We start from the raw sequence: 18,275 nt of genomic DNA, 5'->3' as shown, positions 1-18,275 counted from the left end.
GGTGAGAGCTCATGCCAAAATTTCTGCAAAGACGCTGGCACGGGTATCATACCGTGTGGGCGTTCTTGCTGCTGCTGGTCCTGATTATAGTGGTCAGTATCTATAACTGGGTCCTCGGTGTTGCCAGCCTCTTCCTGGCCGGCACATTGTGTTTCACCATGCTGCAGGCCGAGCTGTCGTTCCGCCGCAACCTTGTAGATTATATTAACGGCCTCTCCTTCCGCATTAAACGGGTGGAAGGTGAGGCTGTAAGTATGCTTCCCTTAGGGATTATCCTGTACAGTGAAGACCGTACAGTGGAGTGGAATAACCGCAATGCCAGCCATATCTTCTCCCGCAAGACTCTTGTGGGTGAAGATTTGCAGGAGCTGATGCCCGATGTCATTGCTTCTCTGAAGAATATACCGCAGAAGCGCGAACCCGCCAAAGACGGTGCAATGAAGGATCACCGCCAGGAGATCACGGTCGATGACCGTTATTATCAGGTGGTGGTGATTCCAAGTGAACGTCTGCTCTATCTCTACGATATCACTGAGCTGGTGGTCTTGCGTGAGCGGTATGAGGAAGAAAAGCTGGCGATCGGTATTGTAATGATGGACAATCTGGATGAAGCAGCCCAGGGAATGGACGATCAGCAGCGCACGTCGCTGATCGCCAAGGTAGCCAGCGAGATTACGGAGTGGAGCAAGCAGTTTGAAGTCTATCTGCGCCGCCTGTCTTCAGAGCGGTATCTGATGCTGCTGAATCACCGCAGTCTCCAGGCGCTGGAGGAGAGCCGGTTCGTTGTACTCGATGAGGTCCGCGAGATGACGGCTGATCTCAAGGTGCCGATGACGCTCAGCATAGGCCTTGCCTATGGCTCGGAATCGGCCAGTGAGCTCGGAGCTCTTGCCCAGTCGAGTCTGGATATGGCACTGGGCCGGGGCGGAGACCAGGCGGCTGTGAAGGCGGGCCAGCGGCTCTCCTTCTACGGCGGCAAGAGCAATGCCGCAGAGAAACGGACGAGGGTACGGGCACGGGTGATCGCCCATGCCCTGCGCGATTTGATGCAGGAGAGCGACCGGGTGCTGATTATGGGGCACAGGGTGCCTGATATCGACGCTGTAGGTGCGGCAATCGGCCTGCTCAAGGCTGCACAGATGTACAACGTGGAAGCCAGTATTGTAATGGAGACGCCGAATCCGTCCATTACCCGCATGATGGAGCAGATCCGTAAGGATGAAGCGTTATACAAGACCTTCATCACGACAGAGCAGGCGCTGCAGGTCATGACGGAGCACACGCTGCTGATTGTTGTAGATACACATAAGGCTTCCATGACAATGGAGCCGCGGCTGGTGCAATACGCCAGCCGGATCGTAGTAGTAGACCATCACCGCCGGGGAGAAGAGTTCATCAATGATGCCGTGCTCGTGTATCTGGAGCCTTACGCATCTTCAACCTGTGAGCTGGTGACCGAGCTGCTGCAGTATATTCACGACAAGATCAAGCTCAGTCCGCTGGAGGCTACCATGCTGCTGGCGGGCATCACGGTGGATACGAAGCATTTCGCGCTGCATACCGGGTCGCGGACCTTCGAGGCAGCCGGATTCCTGAGGCGTGTCGGGGCAGATACGATTCTGATTCAGCGCATGCTGAAGGAGGATCTGCAGGAGTACATCTCCAAGGCGGAGATTATCAAGCATGCTCGGATGGTATATGATCATATCGCGCTGGTGGTTACTGCGCCGGGAATGAAAATCCCACAGCTGCTGATTGCCCAGACGGCGGATACGCTGCTGGGGATGACGAATGTGGTTGCCTCATTCGTGATCAGTGAGCGGCCTGACGGCCTGATCGGCATCAGTGCCCGGTCACTGGGGCGGATGAACGTACAAGTGGTTATGGAGAAGCTGGGGGGCGGCGGACATCTGTCCAATGCGGCTGTACAGCTTGAAGGAACCACTAAGGAAGCAGAAGCCAGACTGCTTGCAGTACTGGCCGAAATTGAATCGAAAGAGGGGCTATTCGAATGAAGGTCATTTTCATCAAGGATGTTAAGGGTCAAGGCAAGAAGGGGCAGGTTAAAGAGGTGTCGGAAGGTTATGCAGCAAACTTCCTGCTGCCGCGGGGACTGGTTCGTCCGGCTACCGACGGCAATGTGAAGACGCTGGAGAACCAGGCGGCAGCGGAACAGCGCCGTAAGGACCAGGAGAAAGAGGAAGCTGTTCAGCTCGGCAAGAAGATTGATGAGCTGACCTTGACGCTGAAGGCCAAAGCGGGCGAAGGCGGGCGTCTGTTCGGAGCAATCACCAGCAAACAGATCGGCGAAACGCTGGCGGCTACGCAGGGAATCGTGATCGACAAGCGCAAAATTGAACTGAGCGATCCGATCCGCCATGTAGGCACGTTCCAGGTAACAGTGAAGCTGCACACTGAAGTAAAGGCTAACCTCACGGTGCAGGTAACGGAGGAGTAGAATGGGTGGAGATCTCTTTTTCGATCGGGTTCCCCCGCAGAATCTAGAGGCAGAACAGGCCGTACTAGGTGCGGTTCTGCTGTCGGATGAAGCGCTTATTACCGCGATGGAGCGGGTGAATACCGAAGACTTCTACGACAAACCGCATCAGATGATATTTGAGGCGATGGTGCAACTCGGAGAAGAGAGCCAGCCGATTGACCTGATTACATTGACATCCCGGCTCCAGGACAAGGGGGAGCTTGAGGATGTCGGCGGTGTCAGCTATTTGGCTAAGCTGGCGCATGCAGTACCGACTGCGGCCAACGTCGACTATTATGCACAGATTATAGAAGAGAAGGCGATGCTGCGGCGGCTGATCCGTACAGCAACGCAGATTGTCAGCGAAGGTTATACGGGCGGCGAAGATGTAGGCATCATGCTGAGTGATGCCGAGCGGCGGATCCTGGAGATCTCTAACCGCCGCAGCGGCAGCGGGTTCATTGCCATCCGTGATGTGCTGATGCAGGTATTCGACCGGGTGGAGCTGCTCCATCAGAACAAGGGCGGCACTTCGGGGATTCCCTCAGGGTTTGCCGATCTTGACCATATGACGAACGGTTTCCAGCGTAACGACTTAATCATTGTGGCTGCCCGTCCATCCGTAGGGAAGACGGCATTCGCCCTGAATATCGCCCAGAATGTTGCGGTCCGAGCCAAAGAGACCGTAGCGATCTTCAGTCTGGAAATGTCGGCGCCCCAGCTGGTACAACGTATGATCTGCGCAGAAGCCAATCTGGACGCCAATATTATGCGTACCGGTGATTTCAAAAGCGATGATGACTGGTCCAAGCTGACCATGGGGATCCAGTCGTTGTCCGAGGCTGAAATTTATATCGATGATACACCCGGGGTTACCGTTACAGATATCCGCGCGAAATGCCGCCGGCTGAAGAAGGAAAAAGGTCTCGGCATGATCGTCATCGACTACCTGCAGCTGATCCAGGGCCGCGGCAAAGCCGGAGAGAACCGCCAGCAGGAAGTATCCGAAATCTCCCGTACCCTGAAGCAGATTGCCCGTGAGCTCGATGTTCCGGTTATTGCCCTGTCCCAGCTCAGCCGTGGTGTGGAGCAGCGTCAGGACAAACGGCCGATGATGAGTGACCTTCGTGAATCGGGTTCGATCGAGCAGGATGCCGATATCGTAGCGTTCCTGTACCGTGACGATTACTACAATCAGGATACCGAGAAGAAGAATATTATTGAAATCATCATCGCCAAACAGCGTAACGGTCCGGTAGGCACGGTAGAGCTGGTATTCCTCAAGAACTTTAACAAGTTCGTCAACTACGAGCGGGCACATGCGGAACCGTTCGCAGGTTAGGCGAATTTCGCACAATACACGAACGATCGCACATCTTCAACTGTGATCGTTCGTTTTTATTTGACTTTAAAAAGTGCCGCTGTTACACTGATTATTGTGCTTTGGCGGGCTAGCCCGCCCTGGTGTCCGGAGGGCTGCGTACATAAGAAGTCCGTACCGAGCCCATATTACAAGTGGAAACAGCTTCGCTGTCCGTATAAAGGGACGGCGGGTTTCAGCGTGGAAATAGAAGGATAATTTATAGCTTAATCATGATAATTTATAGCGTAAGCATATAAATTCTTCTATTTTGAAAAATAATGGTGCTTGCTAGCACCTACGGAGGAATGAACATGTCAACGGTAGTCGTCGTGGGAACACAATGGGGAGACGAAGGCAAAGGAAAGATCACGGATTTTCTGGCAGAGAGTGCAGATGTGGTCGCTCGGTATCAAGGGGGTAACAATGCCGGTCACACGATTCTGATTGACGGGAAGAAGTTCAAGCTCAGCTTGATTCCATCAGGTGTATTTTATAAAGAAAAAACTTGTGTTATCGGCAACGGAATGGTTATCAATCCAGAGGCCCTGATTCAAGAAATTAATTATATTCATGAGAATGGCTTTGATACGAAGAACCTGGTGATCAGCGACCGCGCCCATGTCATTATGCCTTATCATATGCTGCTGGATGCGCTTGAAGAAGACCGCAAGGGTCCGAACAAAATCGGAACAACACGCAAGGGGATTGGCCCGTGCTACATGGATAAAGCAGCCCGCAACGGTATCCGGATTGCCGATCTGATGGACGCCGAGGAATTCGAATTGAGACTTCGTCCGTTGATGGAAGAGAAGAATCAGGTTATCACTCAGGTATACGGTGCAGAGCCGCTGGATGTAGAAGAAATTCTGACGAAATATCTGGAGTATGCAGAAGTGCTGCGCGGTTACGTGACGGATACTTCGGTTGTGCTGAATGATGCTATTGATGCAGATTCCAGAGTATTGTTCGAGGGTGCACAGGGTGTAATGCTTGATATTGACCAGGGTACCTATCCGTTCGTTACTTCATCCAATCCTTCCGCAGGCGGTGTCTGCATCGGTTCAGGCGTTGGCCCGTCCAAGATCAAACAGGTTATTGGTGTGGCTAAAGCCTACACTACCCGCGTTGGCGATGGTCCGTTCCCTACAGAACTGAACGATGCCACTGGTGATTATATCCGTGAAACAGGCCACGAGTACGGTACTGTAACCGGCCGCGCACGCCGTGTGGGCTGGTTCGACAGTGTAGTTGTACGTCATGCCCGCCGCGTTAGCGGAATCACGGGTCTGTCCCTGAACTCGCTGGACGTGCTGAGCGGCCTCGAAACCGTCAAGATCTGCACAGGCTACAAGTTCCGCGGAGAGATCATTACGCATTACCCGGCCAGTCTCAAGATGCTCGCGGAATGCGAAGCTGTCTATGAAGAGCTTCCAGGCTGGAGCGAGGATATTACAAGTGCGAAGACTCTAGACGATCTGCCTGCTAACACTCGCAAATATGTGGAACGTGTATCAGAGCTGACAGGTATTCCAATCTCTATCTTCTCCGTAGGCCGTAACCGGGAACAGACGAATCAGGTACTGCCAATCTATATCTAGATTGAAGCAGAAGGAATATGAATAACAGGAGCAGGGGCCTCGGAGGAGGCTCCTGTTTTTGTATTTTGGCAGCTGTTAAGCGGCTTTTCTAGGGATAACAGAGGTTTCCCGGGCCGGGTTCTAGTCAATACTGGGAGAATAGGATCACCAAGGACTGATTCTCCGGAGTTGAATAGAGCAGGGCATAAGGGAGCGATGACGATGAAACTAATGAAACGGACACTTGGCATATGTCTGATTGTTGTACTGGCCAGCGGGTTGTCCATGCTGACGACTGCGTATGTGGTCAATACGTATATCCAGTCGGTGCTGGCGGGCTTTGATATTAAGGTAGACGGGCCTGAGCCGGGTATGCTTGGCTTCGTGAAGAGTCTGACGGGGATGGGAAGCAGCAGTTCCTCGTCTACGGATACTAAGGATACTAAGGATACAATTAAAGAGGCAGACTCAAGCAAGGTAGATGGAGAAAAAGGAACTGGCGGGGATTCCCCCGCGAGTGAAACCGGGGATACGGTGGATGAAACGGTGCCTGAGGATGCGCTGCCTGAGGATGCGCTGCCTGTAATGGGACAAGCGGCGGCCGGAGAAGAACAGAGTGACCGTGCACTGGATCAGGAGCTGGTGATGACGCCGGGTGCACTAAACGACTTGAAGGAGAATATTCCTGCCGATGAGAAATCCAATATTTTCAATATTCTGATGAATAAGCTCCCGCAGGAGGAAATGCTAAAGATTTCCTCGGCTATGGAAGGCGGGTTGACAGAGAGTGAAGTAAAGGAACTGCAGGAGATCATTGCGAGGTATGTGGATGAGGAGGAATATGAGTCCTTAATGAAAATGCTTACACCTGATTCTGCACCCCCCACGCAAAATTAAAAAATGTCACTTTTTGGACACGGTATATCTGTTTAAAACGCATATTTTGGGATTAAACCCGCGATTTTCGCGGGTTTTGTTGTGTGAAGAAAGTTGAAATTTTTCTTCAGGCTATGGTACAGTAAAAAAGGACTATGAGGGGTTAATATTTTGTAACCTTTTCCGGGCCCAAAAAAGCAGCAATATTCATACTCATGCAAACAGATAAATAGATGACGTACAACATATAAAAGGGGCTCTAAAAATAAGTTTATCCGCTAAGGCGGACCGTATGGGCGGACTGAAAGGGAGAGTTTCATGAAAGGTTTTAAGTTTATGCGCCGGATGGGGAAACTGCGGAACAGCGAAGAAACATCCGCGGGGTCAGGTGCAGCAGGTCAACAGGGCAATAGCACTGCCAGCGAAACCCGGGTCTTTCAGCCGGAAACCAAACCGCGCAGACTCCGGCGTTCATGGATTGTTGCCACTGCCGGTCTGGTTCTTCTGACTACCTTCTTAGTCGGAGCGGAGAAGAAACATGTTGCGGCGAATACAGTAACCTACTACAAGGTGCTGGTGAAAGGTGAAGAGATCGGAACTTTAAGTCAGGATTCGGACCTTAACAAGCTGTTTGAAGCGAAGAGACGGGAATATCAGCTTAAGTATCCGGATTCCGTCATGGTGCTGCAAACCAGCGGCATCACGACAGAGGTCGCCGAGGCGTACAAACCGGAGATCGACAGCGAAGCTACACTGGACAAGCTGGACGGCATGCTCAAAGCCTATGCGGTAGGCGTGGAATTGACGGTTGATGGCAAACCGCTCGGGATCGTGAAGGATCAGGAGACAGCAGCCGCGGTACTCGAGGCCGTGAAGGCGCATTATACTCCGCAGGCTGCAGCCGCTGGCGCGAAGCTGATGAAGACGGCGGCCAAGACGACAGCAGCAGCACCAGCTAAGGCAGACCAAGTGGAATCGGCGGCCATCCGCGAGGAAGTCAGCATTGTTCCGGTCAAGGCAGACCCCAACAAGGTGCTTAGTGTAGAGGAAGCCGTGAAGGTGCTGACCGAAGGCAAGGAAGAGCCGCTGGTCTACTCGGTTCAGGAAGGAGACACGGTCTCTGCCATCGCTTCCAGATTCCAGATTACCCAGGCCGATATCTTCCGCAACAATCCTGCCGTCAAGGAGCTTAGCCTGCAGATCGGGGATCAGTTGCAACTGACGGTTCCCCAGCCTGATCTTACGGTCGTGACTGTGGAGCAGGTAACTGAACAAGTAGTTACAGAGCCTGAAGTTATTGTACGCAAAAGCGATCAGCTGGCGGCAGGCAAGAGAAAGGTGGTCCGTGCCGGTCAGACGGGACTCAAGACGATGCAATACAGGCTGACCAAAGAAAATGGACTGGTTGTCAAAGAAGAATGGCTCGGACAGACGGTTGTGAAGGCTTCGCTGCCTGAAGTGGTCTATTCTGGTACAAAGGTTGTAGGTGAAGGAACGGGAATGTTCGCCTGGCCGGTTACCGGAGCTACGATATCCAGCAGTTACGGCGAGCGTTGGGGACGTGCACATAAGGGACTGGATATTGTATCCGGCAACCGTACAATCAAAGCCGCTGATGCCGGTACGGTAAGCTTTGCCGGTGTGCAGAGCGGATACGGTAATGTGGTTATCGTCAATCACAACAATGGATACGTTACTTACTACGGACATTTAAGCAGAATCTCCGTCTCCGTCGGCCAGAAGCTTGGACAGGGCAGCCAAATAGGCATTATGGGCAACACCGGCCGCTCAACCGGAACACATCTGCACTTCGAAATCCGCAAGAATGGAACAGCGGTCAACCCTATGAAATATCTGAAATAATATATATATTTTAAGCTCCGCTTATAGAATGACCAGCCGTCCGGATAATTTCGGGCGGTTTTTATTTAGTTAGATGTGACGCCCGTACAGGTATGTTAAAATAAAGGAATCAAGGACCTGAGTATCGTTAGAAAGGTGAAGCTGAGCATATGCAAATGGGCACGATTCTGGTAGTGGATGATGAACAACCTATTGCTGATATATTGAAATTCAATCTGGAAAAAGAGGGCTATGAGGTTATCTGTGCGTTTGACGGCAACAGTGCGGTTGAGCTGGCCCTGTCCAGACGCCCCGACCTGATGCTGCTAGACCTGATGCTGCCCGGCAAGGACGGGATGGACGTGTGCCGTGAGGTGCGCTCTGCACATCTGGATATTCCGATCATCATGCTGACCGCCAAGGACGGAGAAATTGATAAAGTGCTGGGCCTGGAGCTGGGCGCCGATGACTATGTAACTAAGCCGTTCAGTACGCGTGAGCTGCTGGCCAGAGTCAAAGCCCAGATGCGCCGCCAGCATAAGCCGGCCTTATCCGAAACGCCGAACGAAAGCGTGGAGAGCAAGCAGGGGGTATATCATTTCGGCTTATTCATCGATACGGATATGTATTTGGTCTACAAAGACGGCGAGCCGCTGGATCTGACGCACCGTGAATACGAGCTGCTATATTATATGATTCGCCATGCCGGTAAAGTAATGACCCGGGAGCATCTGCTGCAGGCCGTTTGGGGCTTCGAATATTTCGGTGATGTGCGGACTGTGGATGTAACGATCCGCCGGCTCAGAGAAAAAATTGAGGAGAATCCCAGCAAGCCGGAATATATATTCACACGGCGCGGACTCGGTTATTTGATGCATAGCCCCAAAAGCGGAGGGCTGTGATGAAAGCACTGTCCTTTTTCCGGACGATTCAGGCCAGGCTTATCGTAATTTATGTGCTGCTGATTCTGATTGCGATGCAGCTGATCGGCGTATACTTTGTCAGCTCCATGAAGAATTCCCTGACCGATAATTTCACCAAGGACCTGAAGGCGCGTGCAGAGATGCTCTCGATCCTTACCGCCGACAAGTTCGGGAGTGAGACGGGCACGGCAGATGAAGAATCTGCTGTGGAAAGCCTGCGGGGCATGGTGAACAATCTGTATATTAACGGCGCAGAAATCCAGGTGCTGGATGCGAGCGGCAAGATTATTACCACCTCTGTTCCTTCACAGAATGATTATGTGGGCCGGCGCAATACGCAGACGGTTGTCAGCCGTGCCTTGCAGGGTATCAGTGACAACGAGGAATATATCATTGCGGATGACAACGTGCGCAAGAAGGTTGTAGCCAAGCCGGTGATTTCCGGTGATAAGGTCGTAGGGGCAATCTATATCGCCGCAGATATGAAGGATCTATATGCCACCATGAGCCGGATTAACAGCGTTTTCCTCTCGGGGCTGCTGCTGGCGCTCGCGCTGACAGCGGTGCTGGGGGTTATACTCGCGCATACGATTACCCATCCGATAAAAGAAATGACCAAGCATGCCACTGCGGTGGCAGAAGGCCGCTTCAACCGGAAGGTTCCCGTATTTGGTAACGATGAGATTGGCCAGCTAAGCCAGGCATTCAACTATATGACGGACAGACTGCGCGAAGCGCTGTCGCAGAATGAAGAGGAGAAGGAGAAGCTGTCCTCCATCCTCGCGAATATGAGTGATGGCGTGGTAGCGACAGATGAGAGCGGCGCAGTCATTCTGATGAACACCCGCGCCGCTCTGATGCTTGGAGCGGAAGGGCCGCTTCCGGAGGGAGCGCCGCTCGATGAGCTGCTCGGCCTTGACCATGAGCAGTCCGGCTCGCTGGCCCAGGGCAATGCGCAGTCGGCAATGCTTCATCTGTCTCCGATGGGCGGAGAGGACCCGAATATCGTGCGGGTCACCTTCACCCCGATCCACCGGCGCGATGGCGGCCGGATCGCCGGGACGATTGCGGTGCTGCAGGATGTCACCGAGCAAGAGAATCTCGAGGAGTCGCGCCGTGAGTTCGTAGCGAATGTATCGCATGAGCTGCGGACGCCGCTCACCACCATTAAGAGCTATGCGGAGGCGCTGGATGACGGTGCGCTGGATGATCCGCAGCTTGCCGTGCGGTTCGTCGGGGTTATCCGCAACGAAACGGAGCGGATGATCCGCCTGGTCACCGATCTGCTGCATCTGTCACGCTTGGATTCGAAGGAGTCCAGTCTGCGTATTCAGCAGACAGATATCTCCGAGATGCTGGAGGATGTGGCGGACCGCTTCTCCTTCCAGATCCGCCAGAAGCGGATTCATATCAGCACGAGAGTGCATAAGGAGGTAGCCGCTGCCTGGCTGGACCGCGATCAGATTGATCAGGTGCTGGGCAACCTGGTCTCCAATGCCTTGAAATATACGCCTGAAGGCGGGACGATCCGGCTTGAAGCCCATAAGACTGAGGACGGCATGCTGGCCGTTTCTGTACGCGATTCCGGGATCGGAATTCCGAAGAAAGATATTGAACGCATCTTCGAACGCTTTTACCGGGTCGATAAAGCCCGCTCCCGGAACATGGGCGGAACGGGTCTCGGGCTGTCCATTGCCCGGGAAATTGTCAAAGCGCACGGCGGCTCCATTTCCCTGCAGTCTGAGCTGAATGAAGGCTCTCTGGTAACGTTCACGCTGCCTTTGATGAAGCATAGGGGGAGTGAGGCGTGAAGGAGAAAATTAAGTCATGGATGCTGTTCCTGCTTATACTCGGAAGCCTTGTGGAGAGCTATTACTTAATTTACAGGCTGCCGGGCAGTGATTCGGCGGTATTGTCGGAGAGCCAATATGTGAAGACCGATATTATGGGACCTAAAGAGAAGGTGGAGAACCTGCTCTACCCGGATAAAATGATCATTCATATGGGAGAGGACAAGCACACGCTTTTCTATCCCAGCTCAACCTTCTATAATCTGATTCTGAACCGGCTGAAGGGGCGCAGCTTCGAGAGCTTCCAGCGCCGCTCCGTGCAGGATTTCGACTGGAATAAGATCCGCAGTGAGAATTCCGGCATTGAGCTGTCCTTCGGGGCAGGCATTCCGGTAACGCTGCTGCAGCGGGTGATGCAGATCTCGCCGGATTCGCTGTTTGAAGGAGAGAGCATCGACCGGATCTGGATTTACAATATCAAAAATGATTCCAAAGCGCATGCCATCTTCTTCAGCACACGCGGTGATATTGTATATGAGGCGGCCAAAGCAGACCTGACGGTTCAGGATGTGCAGCAGCATGTGGATTTCGGCAAGAATCTGACGCCTTATACCGCTGTGAACGGCGAGTATTATGTCCCGGAAGCAGCAATTCCGCTGGTTGAGGTAGTGATGCCTGCGGGTATGTATACCATTGAGCAAATGCAGAGCAATCTGTTCTTCGATGCAGGCAGCACAAGATATATTCCTGAGAAGGACGGCTCCAAAATCTACACCGACAGCAAACGCAGCCTGCAGGTGGACCAGGAGCAGAACTGGATGAGCTATAGTGATCCTGCAGCACTTCCGGACGGGGACAGCACACCGGCGAAGGATGCGCTGGAGGCGGTGGAATTCGTCAATAACCATGGCGGCTGGAACGGAACCTACAGGCTGGCTGCGACAGAAGAAGGCCGGCAGGACCGCAAGGTGTCCTTTCAGCAATATTACGGTGCCTATCCATCTGGCTCCTATCCGATTATGAGTAATCCTCAGCTCCAGTACGGTGTGATCCATCTGGAGCTGCAGCAGGGGACCGTATCCTCTTATGAGCGCTCCCTGATGTATATGGATGAAGAGAAGTCCGAGAAAACAATCGTTGAGCTGTCCGGGGGTGAAGCGCTGAAGCAGCGGCTGGCCCGGATCGGCAGCTCCTTGCGGGTTACCGATCTGACGCCCGCCTATATGCCTACGCTGACTGAGGAGAAGCTACAGCTTCGTCCGGTCTGGCGGGTGACGCTCAGTGACGGCAGTGTGCTGACGCTGAATTAGATTAGAGGAAAGCAAAGCTGATTTAACAAAAGGCGTTGAGGATCAAAGGGGGATTTTGGAACTGCAGGAGCGGTAGCGACCGCCTTTGTCTGCGGATTCCCACCGCGAAAAGCGGTTGAATTAAAGAAATCTGTAGACGGGCAGCGGCCGGAAGTCCAAATATTCACCGTAGTGATGTCTTAGCCTTACGTTGTTATCTGAGGAGGAAACGGTATGGACTGGGGAAGAGCCAAAAGTGTATTAATCTACGCCTTTCTGGTGCTGAATCTGCTGCTATGCTATCAGCTATGGATAGACGTGCGCGATCAGGTCAGCGCGGGGCTTGATTTCACTTCCCTGTCCGCAGAAACGCAGGCGGTGATGGAGGAGAAGGGCATCCGGCTGCTGTGTCCGATTCCGGCTGCTACTCCGCAGCTGCCGGATATCACGTACCGCTACTCCGGAGAAGAACAGAATGAAGTGCCGGTGAAGCTTAATGAGCCGATCGACAGCAAGCTGATGTATTCCTCGTTCTCCGAGCTGAGCAGTCTGCTGGAGAGCCAGATAACAGATATCGCGAATTACCGCTTTGATTCACAGGAGAGCGAGGTGGGCAAGTTCGTGCTTCATCCGCTGGTGGACAATAAGTGGTCGCTGTTCAGGGTAAGGCTGGAGCTGATCAACAGCGATCAGAAGATTGTGGCGTACCGCTGGCCGCAGATTGAGATCGGTGCAAGCCGGAGTGATAATCTGCAAAAGGTGCTTCCGGCCTCACAGGCGCTCAGCAGCCTGATCGAGAAGTATTTTCCGGCCGATTCTGCGGTGAAAGAGATTGAGCTTGGCTATTACGGCGAATTGTTCAATTCCGAGAGTCAGGTGGCTTCGCCGATGTGGCGGTTTATGCTGGAGAACGGCAGTGCCTATTACGTGGATGCGATAAGTGCGGACATTATCAGTCCCAAGACAACAGAGTAGAAGGAGCAGGAGAGATATGGGGATTTCATTTACAGTACTGTCCAGCGGTTCTACCGGGAATGTGACGGTGGTGCGGAACGGCGAGACCACGCTTATGATCGATGCGGGCCTTAGCGCCAAACGGATAGATGAGCTGCTGGCGATGCGTGAGCTGACAGGAGCAGAGTTAGACGGGATTCTTGTGACCCATGAGCATTCCGATCATATTAAAGGGCTTGGGGCGATGGCGCGCAAATATGATCTTCCGATCTATGCGAATACCAATACCTGGGGAGCGATAGAGAAGGGGATCGGCAAGATTCCCGAGCATAACCGGGTCATTATGGAAACCGGGCAGCACCGGGATTTCGGCAGTATGCGGGTAGAGTCGTTCGCGATTTCCCATGATGCGGCGGAACCGGTAGCCTACAATTTCTATGACGGCAAAGAGAAGCTATGCGTAGCCACAGACCTCGGGTATGTCAGCGACAAGGTAAGGACGGCAATATCGGATGCCGATGTGCTCGTGCTGGAATCGAATCATGATATTGAGATGCTGCGGATGGGACGTTACCCGTGGAATACGAAGCGGCGGATTCTTGGCGATCTGGGGCATCTGTCCAATGAGGCAGCGGGAGCAGCGCTCAGCGAGATTCTGACGGGGCGGACCAAACGCACCTATCTGGCTCATTTGAGCAGGGACCACAACATGATGGATCTGGCAAAAATGTCCGTACGCGGGGCAATGGAGGACCGGGGCTGCTTCTTCAAAGACAGCGAGTTCAGGCTCTGTGACACCTATTATGACCGGCCTACGCCATGGGATAAGGTGAGCCAGTCATAAGGCGGTCCACTTCAGTGATTTTGTGCTCCAGCTCCTGGCGGGAGAACAGCCCTTTGTCAATCAGCAGCTCGATCATCGCACTTTGGACAAGAATCAGGTGGTAGTGTTCATCCTTAAGATCACCCAGCTTGCCGATAAACTGTACCAGGTCCATACTTGTTGAGAATGACTCCATAGTCCGGCCCTCCTTTTGAAATGGATTGTAGCGGGAATGTAAAAAATTCGCATCTTTTTAACACAGAAAAAATGTGGGCGGTGCTGCTGCCTGTGATACAATCATATAGAACGTTCCTTTAAGTTATGAGCTGTTGCCGCTTCTAATTCTAGTGTAGTCTTTTAGGTTGCAAAATATTCCGGATACAAGCTTATAAACTTTTTAGTAGGTTGCAAGAATAGGAGAGTCCCCTTGCGCTTAGAACCCACAGGAATGTGGTGAATGAATCAAGTGAAACCTTTTAGCACTTTGTGAAGTCTAAGAGATATAGCGGTTAAGCTCGGGCGTGGTTGCTTGGCGTTCAGGTCTTGAATGCGGTGGCAATAGAGGGGAGAGGATTTAACGTGGGATTGTTTGATGATGATTTCTATTCAACCAAGGTGTCGCGGCGCAGAGCCGGCAAACAGGGTACCTCCAAAGGATACGCCGAAGGGAAATGGTCTGTCCGCAGGTCACGGCGTTCGCTGGCAACATGGCAGGTATCGCTGATCAGCTCCGTATGCAGTGCGGTTGTGGCTGTATTGCTGTTCAGTCTGGTTACGGGACAGCTCACCGAGGAGAAAGCACAGGCCCCGGCAGTCATTGACAAGGTGGCTGTGAGCAGTGCGGATCCGTTTGACCGGATTATTCAGGCTGCTGCGCTTGTCCGCCCGGCGGCAGTAAGCATCATTAACCATAAGGAAGACAACAAGGAACTTAATATTCTCGATGAGTCTGCATTAGGATCGGGAGTTATCTATAAAAAAGATGAAGATAAGGCATATATCATTACCAATAATCATGTGATTGAAGGCTCCAGCAAGCTGGAGGTTGTTACCGTGGATGGTGTTACCCGCAAAGCAGAGCTGGTCGGTGCCGACAAGGTGAGTGATATCGCAGTGCTCTCTATTGATTCCAAAGGTATCAACACGGTTGCGCAGATCGGGGATTCCTCCAAACTGCGTCTGGGTGAGACGGTCATTGCGATCGGCAACCCGCTGGGCCTCGGCGATACGCTGACCTCTGGCATTGTGAGCAATACAGAGCGGACGATCCCGGTATCTCTGAACCAGGATGGGGTATACGACTGGGAGCAGGAGGTTATCCAGACCGATGCTGCCATTAATGAAGGCAACAGCGGGGGTGCACTGGTTGACCTGGACGGCAAAGTGATCGGCATCAACACGATGAAGATTTCGGATACGGGTGTGGAGGGGCTGGGATTCGCGATTCCTGCCAACCATGTAATGGAGACAGCGGATGAGCTTGCGGCTAACGGAAAAATTGCCCGTTCCTACCTGGGCGTGTACTCTGTAGATTTGAATAATCCGTATGTACCGCTTGCTGAAGACCAGCGCAAAGAGCTTAACCTTCCAACTACGGTAACCGACGGGGTTGTAGTATTGGATGCGGTGGGTCCGGCAAAGGATGCAGGCCTGCAATTCAATGATGTAATTACCAAGTTCGATGATAAATCGATTACTTCCACCTTGTCCCTGCGCAAATATCTGTACGACCATACCAAGATCGGCGATGATCTGCAAATTACATTTTACCGCAATGGTGAAGTGAAGCAGGTGACGGTACAGCTTCTTGAGAAACCCGAGGAATAAAACCGGAAGCCGCCGTATATAATAATAAGGCAGTCAGGATAACGGAAACGGTTCATGCCGTCCTTTTATGCAAAATTTAAGAGGACGGAGCCCGTTTCAAGTCCAAATTAATGGGGTAAACAATGATATCGGCTATAAATATTACTATTTAGACCAACTGGTAACCCTTACATTGGGAAGAAGACCTTATAAGGGAAAAAACGGAGAAATTCGGATAGGACAGCTTGCCTTTGTTAATAAGGTGTGGTAACATGAAATTATTCATACAATTGATACCTAATTCTCGCATTGAAAAGGGCTGTCAAATGAATCACAACCTTTCTCAATGTGTGAATTTTTTCTTTGTCTGAAGATAAAAAGAACATATTAATTTAAATTTGTGGAGGTAACACACATGCAAACAGGTACAGTTAAATGGTTCAACGCAGAAAAAGGATTCGGTTTCATCGAAGTTGAAGGCGGAAGCGACGTATTCGTTCACTTCAGCGCAATCACTGGCGACGGCTTCAAAACTTTGGACGAAGGCCAACGCGTTGAATTCAACGTTGTTCAAGGCAACCGCGGACCACAAGCCGAAAACGTTGTAAAACTGTAATTAATAGAAGGTACCGTCCCCGCTTGTGAAAGTTGGGACGGTCTTTTTTTATCGTTACTCAGCTTGTAACATAAAGGAAGGGAGGAACGGCAATGAACTACCGGAAGAAGCCTTTGGAGGAAGTACCGGAAGAAAATACCGCAATATGGGCCTGTACCAACGATGGATGTAACGGATGGATGAGGGATAATTTCGCATTTGAGCATGCGCCTTCTTGCCGTCTCTGTCATTCCCCGATGGTTCGTAGCATGAAGATGCTGCCGCAATTGCTTAATTCGAATGGCGATCTCAAATCGCTTAAGAAAGGTATTTCCATTACCTAAACCAATGCCTTTATGAACCAAGACAACTATAAATGATGGACAAATCCAAGACGGTGAAACCGTCTTATTTTTTTTGCTTTCTTTATGTAATATTGTGATATTTGTCACAAATTTATTGAATTTCATGCTCAAACAGGGTGTATAATGTGATAATTATCACACTTTAGGCCCTGAAAATTTGACAGAATAGACATATCGAATGGGGAGAAGGAAGGGGAGAAATATGGATACAGTAATGCTGTCGCGTATACAATTTGCGTCGACGACGATTTTTCATTATTTCTTTGTGCCGGTATCAATCGGACTAGCGCTCTTAATTGCTATTATGGAGACCATGTACGTTAGAAAAGGCAATGAAGAGTACAAAAGAATGGCGCAATTCTGGGGAAAGCTGTTCCTCATTAACTTCGCAGTAGGCGTAGTGACAGGGATATTGCAGGAGTTCCAGTTCGGAATGAACTGGTCTGACTATTCGCGCTTCGTCGGTGATGTTTTTGGAGCCCCGCTAGCTATTGAAGCCTTGTTGGCATTCTTCCTGGAGTCCACGTTCATCGGAATCTGGATCTTCGGCTGGGATAAAGTATCCAAGCGTATTCATCTATTATCGATCTGGCTGGTAGCCTTCGGAACGATGCTCTCGGCATTCTGGATTCTGGCCGCCAACTCGTTCATGCAGCATCCGGTAGGTTTCCAGATCAACAACGGACGGGCTGAAATGAATGATATCTTCGCACTGATTACAAACGGTCAGCTGCTGGTGGAGTTCCCGCATACAGTGCTTGCCGCATACGCTACAGGCGCATTCCTGGTAACGGGGATCAGTGCTTATAAATTGCTTAAGAAGCAGGACGTGGCCTTTTTCCGTAAATCGTTCGAGATCGCGGCCATTGTCGGTATTATCTCTTCATTTGGCGTAGCTGTTGCCGGACATGCCCAAGCGCAGTATCTGGTTGAAACACAGCCCATGAAGATGGCTGCTTCTGAAGGGCTATGGGGTGAGAGCGGCGACCCGGCACCTTGGACAGTCTTTGCTAATATCGATACAGAGAATCAGACCAGCAGCGGAGAGGTGCAGATTCCGTATCTGCTCAGCTTCCTGTCTTACAGTAAATTCTCCGGTGAAGTTAAGGGTATGCTGGAGCTCCAGAAGGAGTACGAATTAGCGTATGGACCTGGAGATTATATCCCGCCTGTCAAAACAACCTTCTGGAGCTTCCGGATCATGGTTGCGGCAGGCTCGCTAATGATTGCACTTGGCGTGTATGCCATCTACCTCATGTGGCGCAAGAAGATGAACAAACCCAATACCTGGTTCATGCGGTTCATGTTCTGGGGGCTGCTGCTTCCGCCGATTGCCAACACGTCAGGCTGGATTATGACGGAGATCGGGCGTCAGCCATGGACAGTATTCGGACTTATGACTACGGAAGACAGTGTATCACCTAATATTACAAGCGGACAGGTGCTGTTCTCGGTGATTTCGTTTACCGCAATCTATGCCATACTGGGTGCGGTAATGATCGGCCTGTTCATCAAGGTTATCAAAAAAGGTCCTTATGCTATGGATAACGAACACGGTGAATCCCACGATCCGTATAACAAGGAGGGCTAACC

Annotated in this window: 16 protein-coding genes; 15 read left to right on the top strand and 1 reads right to left on the bottom strand. The window is 51.6% G+C overall.

All coding sequences use genetic code 11. The features are described 5' to 3' along the window. Positions 1–11: 11 nt before the first annotated feature. The 11 genes from P40081_RS35910 (at position 12) to P40081_RS35860 (ending at position 13,937) form a co-directional block, all read left to right on the top strand. Positions 12–2,015 (top strand): DHH family phosphoesterase, encoded by a 2,004-nt coding sequence (locus tag P40081_RS35910; protein WP_042140591.1) that lies wholly within the window; start codon positions 12–14, stop codon positions 2,013–2,015. Beyond that, positions 2,012–2,458, top strand: coding sequence for a 50S ribosomal protein L9 (gene rplI, locus P40081_RS35905; RefSeq protein WP_039295840.1), 447 nt, complete (start codon positions 2,012–2,014; stop codon positions 2,456–2,458). Before P40081_RS35910 ends, rplI begins: the two co-directional genes overlap by 4 nt. Position 2,459: 1 nt before the next feature. Beyond that, positions 2,460–3,821 carry a replicative DNA helicase gene (gene dnaB / locus P40081_RS35900; protein ID WP_042140590.1) on the top strand — a complete coding sequence of 454 codons (1,362 nt, stop codon included), beginning with the start codon at positions 2,460–2,462 and terminating at the stop codon, positions 3,819–3,821. A 332-nt stretch (positions 3,822–4,153) separates the two neighbouring features. After that, entirely contained in the window at positions 4,154–5,440 is a 1,287-nt protein-coding gene (locus P40081_RS35895) for an adenylosuccinate synthase (protein ID WP_042140589.1), read from the top strand. Positions 5,441–5,641: 201 nt separating this feature from the next. Beyond that, entirely contained in the window at positions 5,642–6,316 is a 675-nt protein-coding gene (locus tag P40081_RS35890) for a hypothetical protein (RefSeq protein ID WP_042140588.1), read from the top strand. Between the two features lie 297 nt (positions 6,317–6,613). Then, the gene (locus tag P40081_RS35885) at positions 6,614–8,158 is read left to right on the top strand and encodes a M23 family metallopeptidase (RefSeq protein WP_042140587.1); all 1,545 of its coding nucleotides are present in this window, start codon (positions 6,614–6,616) and stop codon (positions 8,156–8,158) included. Positions 8,159–8,307: 149 nt separating this feature from the next. Beyond that, positions 8,308–9,039, top strand: a complete 732-nt coding sequence (gene yycF, locus P40081_RS35880; protein ID WP_039295853.1) for a response regulator YycF — start codon at positions 8,308–8,310, stop codon at positions 9,037–9,039. Continuing rightward, on the top strand, positions 9,039–10,871 hold the full coding sequence (walK, locus tag P40081_RS35875; protein ID WP_042140586.1) for a cell wall metabolism sensor histidine kinase WalK: 1,833 nt from the start codon (positions 9,039–9,041) through the stop codon (positions 10,869–10,871). The genes yycF and walK overlap by 1 nt, the downstream gene beginning before the upstream one ends. Then, entirely contained in the window at positions 10,868–12,160 is a 1,293-nt protein-coding gene (locus P40081_RS35870; RefSeq protein WP_042140585.1) for a YycH family regulatory protein, read from the top strand. The genes walK and P40081_RS35870 overlap by 4 nt, the downstream gene beginning before the upstream one ends. Before the next feature lie 213 nt (positions 12,161–12,373). After that, entirely contained in the window at positions 12,374–13,114 is a 741-nt protein-coding gene (gene yycI / locus P40081_RS35865) for a two-component system regulatory protein YycI (RefSeq protein WP_039295862.1), read from the top strand. Positions 13,115–13,130: 16 nt separating this feature from the next. Further along, positions 13,131–13,937 carry an MBL fold metallo-hydrolase gene (locus P40081_RS35860; protein ID WP_042140583.1) on the top strand — a complete coding sequence of 269 codons (807 nt, stop codon included), beginning with the start codon at positions 13,131–13,133 and terminating at the stop codon, positions 13,935–13,937. Here P40081_RS35860 and P40081_RS35855 read toward each other — a convergent pair. Next, on the bottom strand, positions 13,906–14,112 hold the full coding sequence (locus P40081_RS35855) for a hypothetical protein (RefSeq protein WP_039295868.1): 207 nt from the start codon (positions 14,110–14,112) through the stop codon (positions 13,906–13,908). The two genes, P40081_RS35860 and P40081_RS35855, sit on opposite strands and share 32 nt — an antisense overlap. Positions 14,113–14,495: 383 nt before the next feature. Between P40081_RS35855 and P40081_RS35850 the strand changes: the two genes are divergently transcribed. The 4 genes from P40081_RS35850 (at position 14,496) to P40081_RS35835 (ending at position 18,273) form a co-directional block, all read left to right on the top strand. Beyond that, entirely contained in the window at positions 14,496–15,743 is a 1,248-nt protein-coding gene (locus P40081_RS35850; protein WP_039295871.1) for a S1C family serine protease, read from the top strand. 394 nt (positions 15,744–16,137) lie between these two features. Continuing rightward, positions 16,138–16,338 (top strand): cold-shock protein, encoded by a 201-nt coding sequence (locus P40081_RS35845; RefSeq protein ID WP_019914582.1) that lies wholly within the window; start codon positions 16,138–16,140, stop codon positions 16,336–16,338. Positions 16,339–16,430: 92 nt separating this feature from the next. Then, complete coding sequence (locus P40081_RS35840) at positions 16,431–16,661, top strand: cold-shock protein (RefSeq protein ID WP_039295880.1); 231 nt, start codon at positions 16,431–16,433, stop codon at positions 16,659–16,661. A gap of 223 nt (positions 16,662–16,884) precedes the next feature. After that, positions 16,885–18,273, top strand: coding sequence for a cytochrome ubiquinol oxidase subunit I (locus P40081_RS35835; RefSeq protein ID WP_042140582.1), 1,389 nt, complete (start codon positions 16,885–16,887; stop codon positions 18,271–18,273). The last annotated feature ends 2 nt before the right edge of the window (positions 18,274–18,275 follow it).

Origin of the sequence: Paenibacillus sp. FSL P4-0081, from assembly GCF_000758565.1 — a bacterium.
Taxonomy (GTDB): domain Bacteria; phylum Bacillota; class Bacilli; order Paenibacillales; family Paenibacillaceae; genus Paenibacillus_AQ; species Paenibacillus_AQ phytohabitans.
Note: the sequence above shows the minus strand (reverse complement) of the source record. Positions and strands in the feature narration are given on the sequence as shown.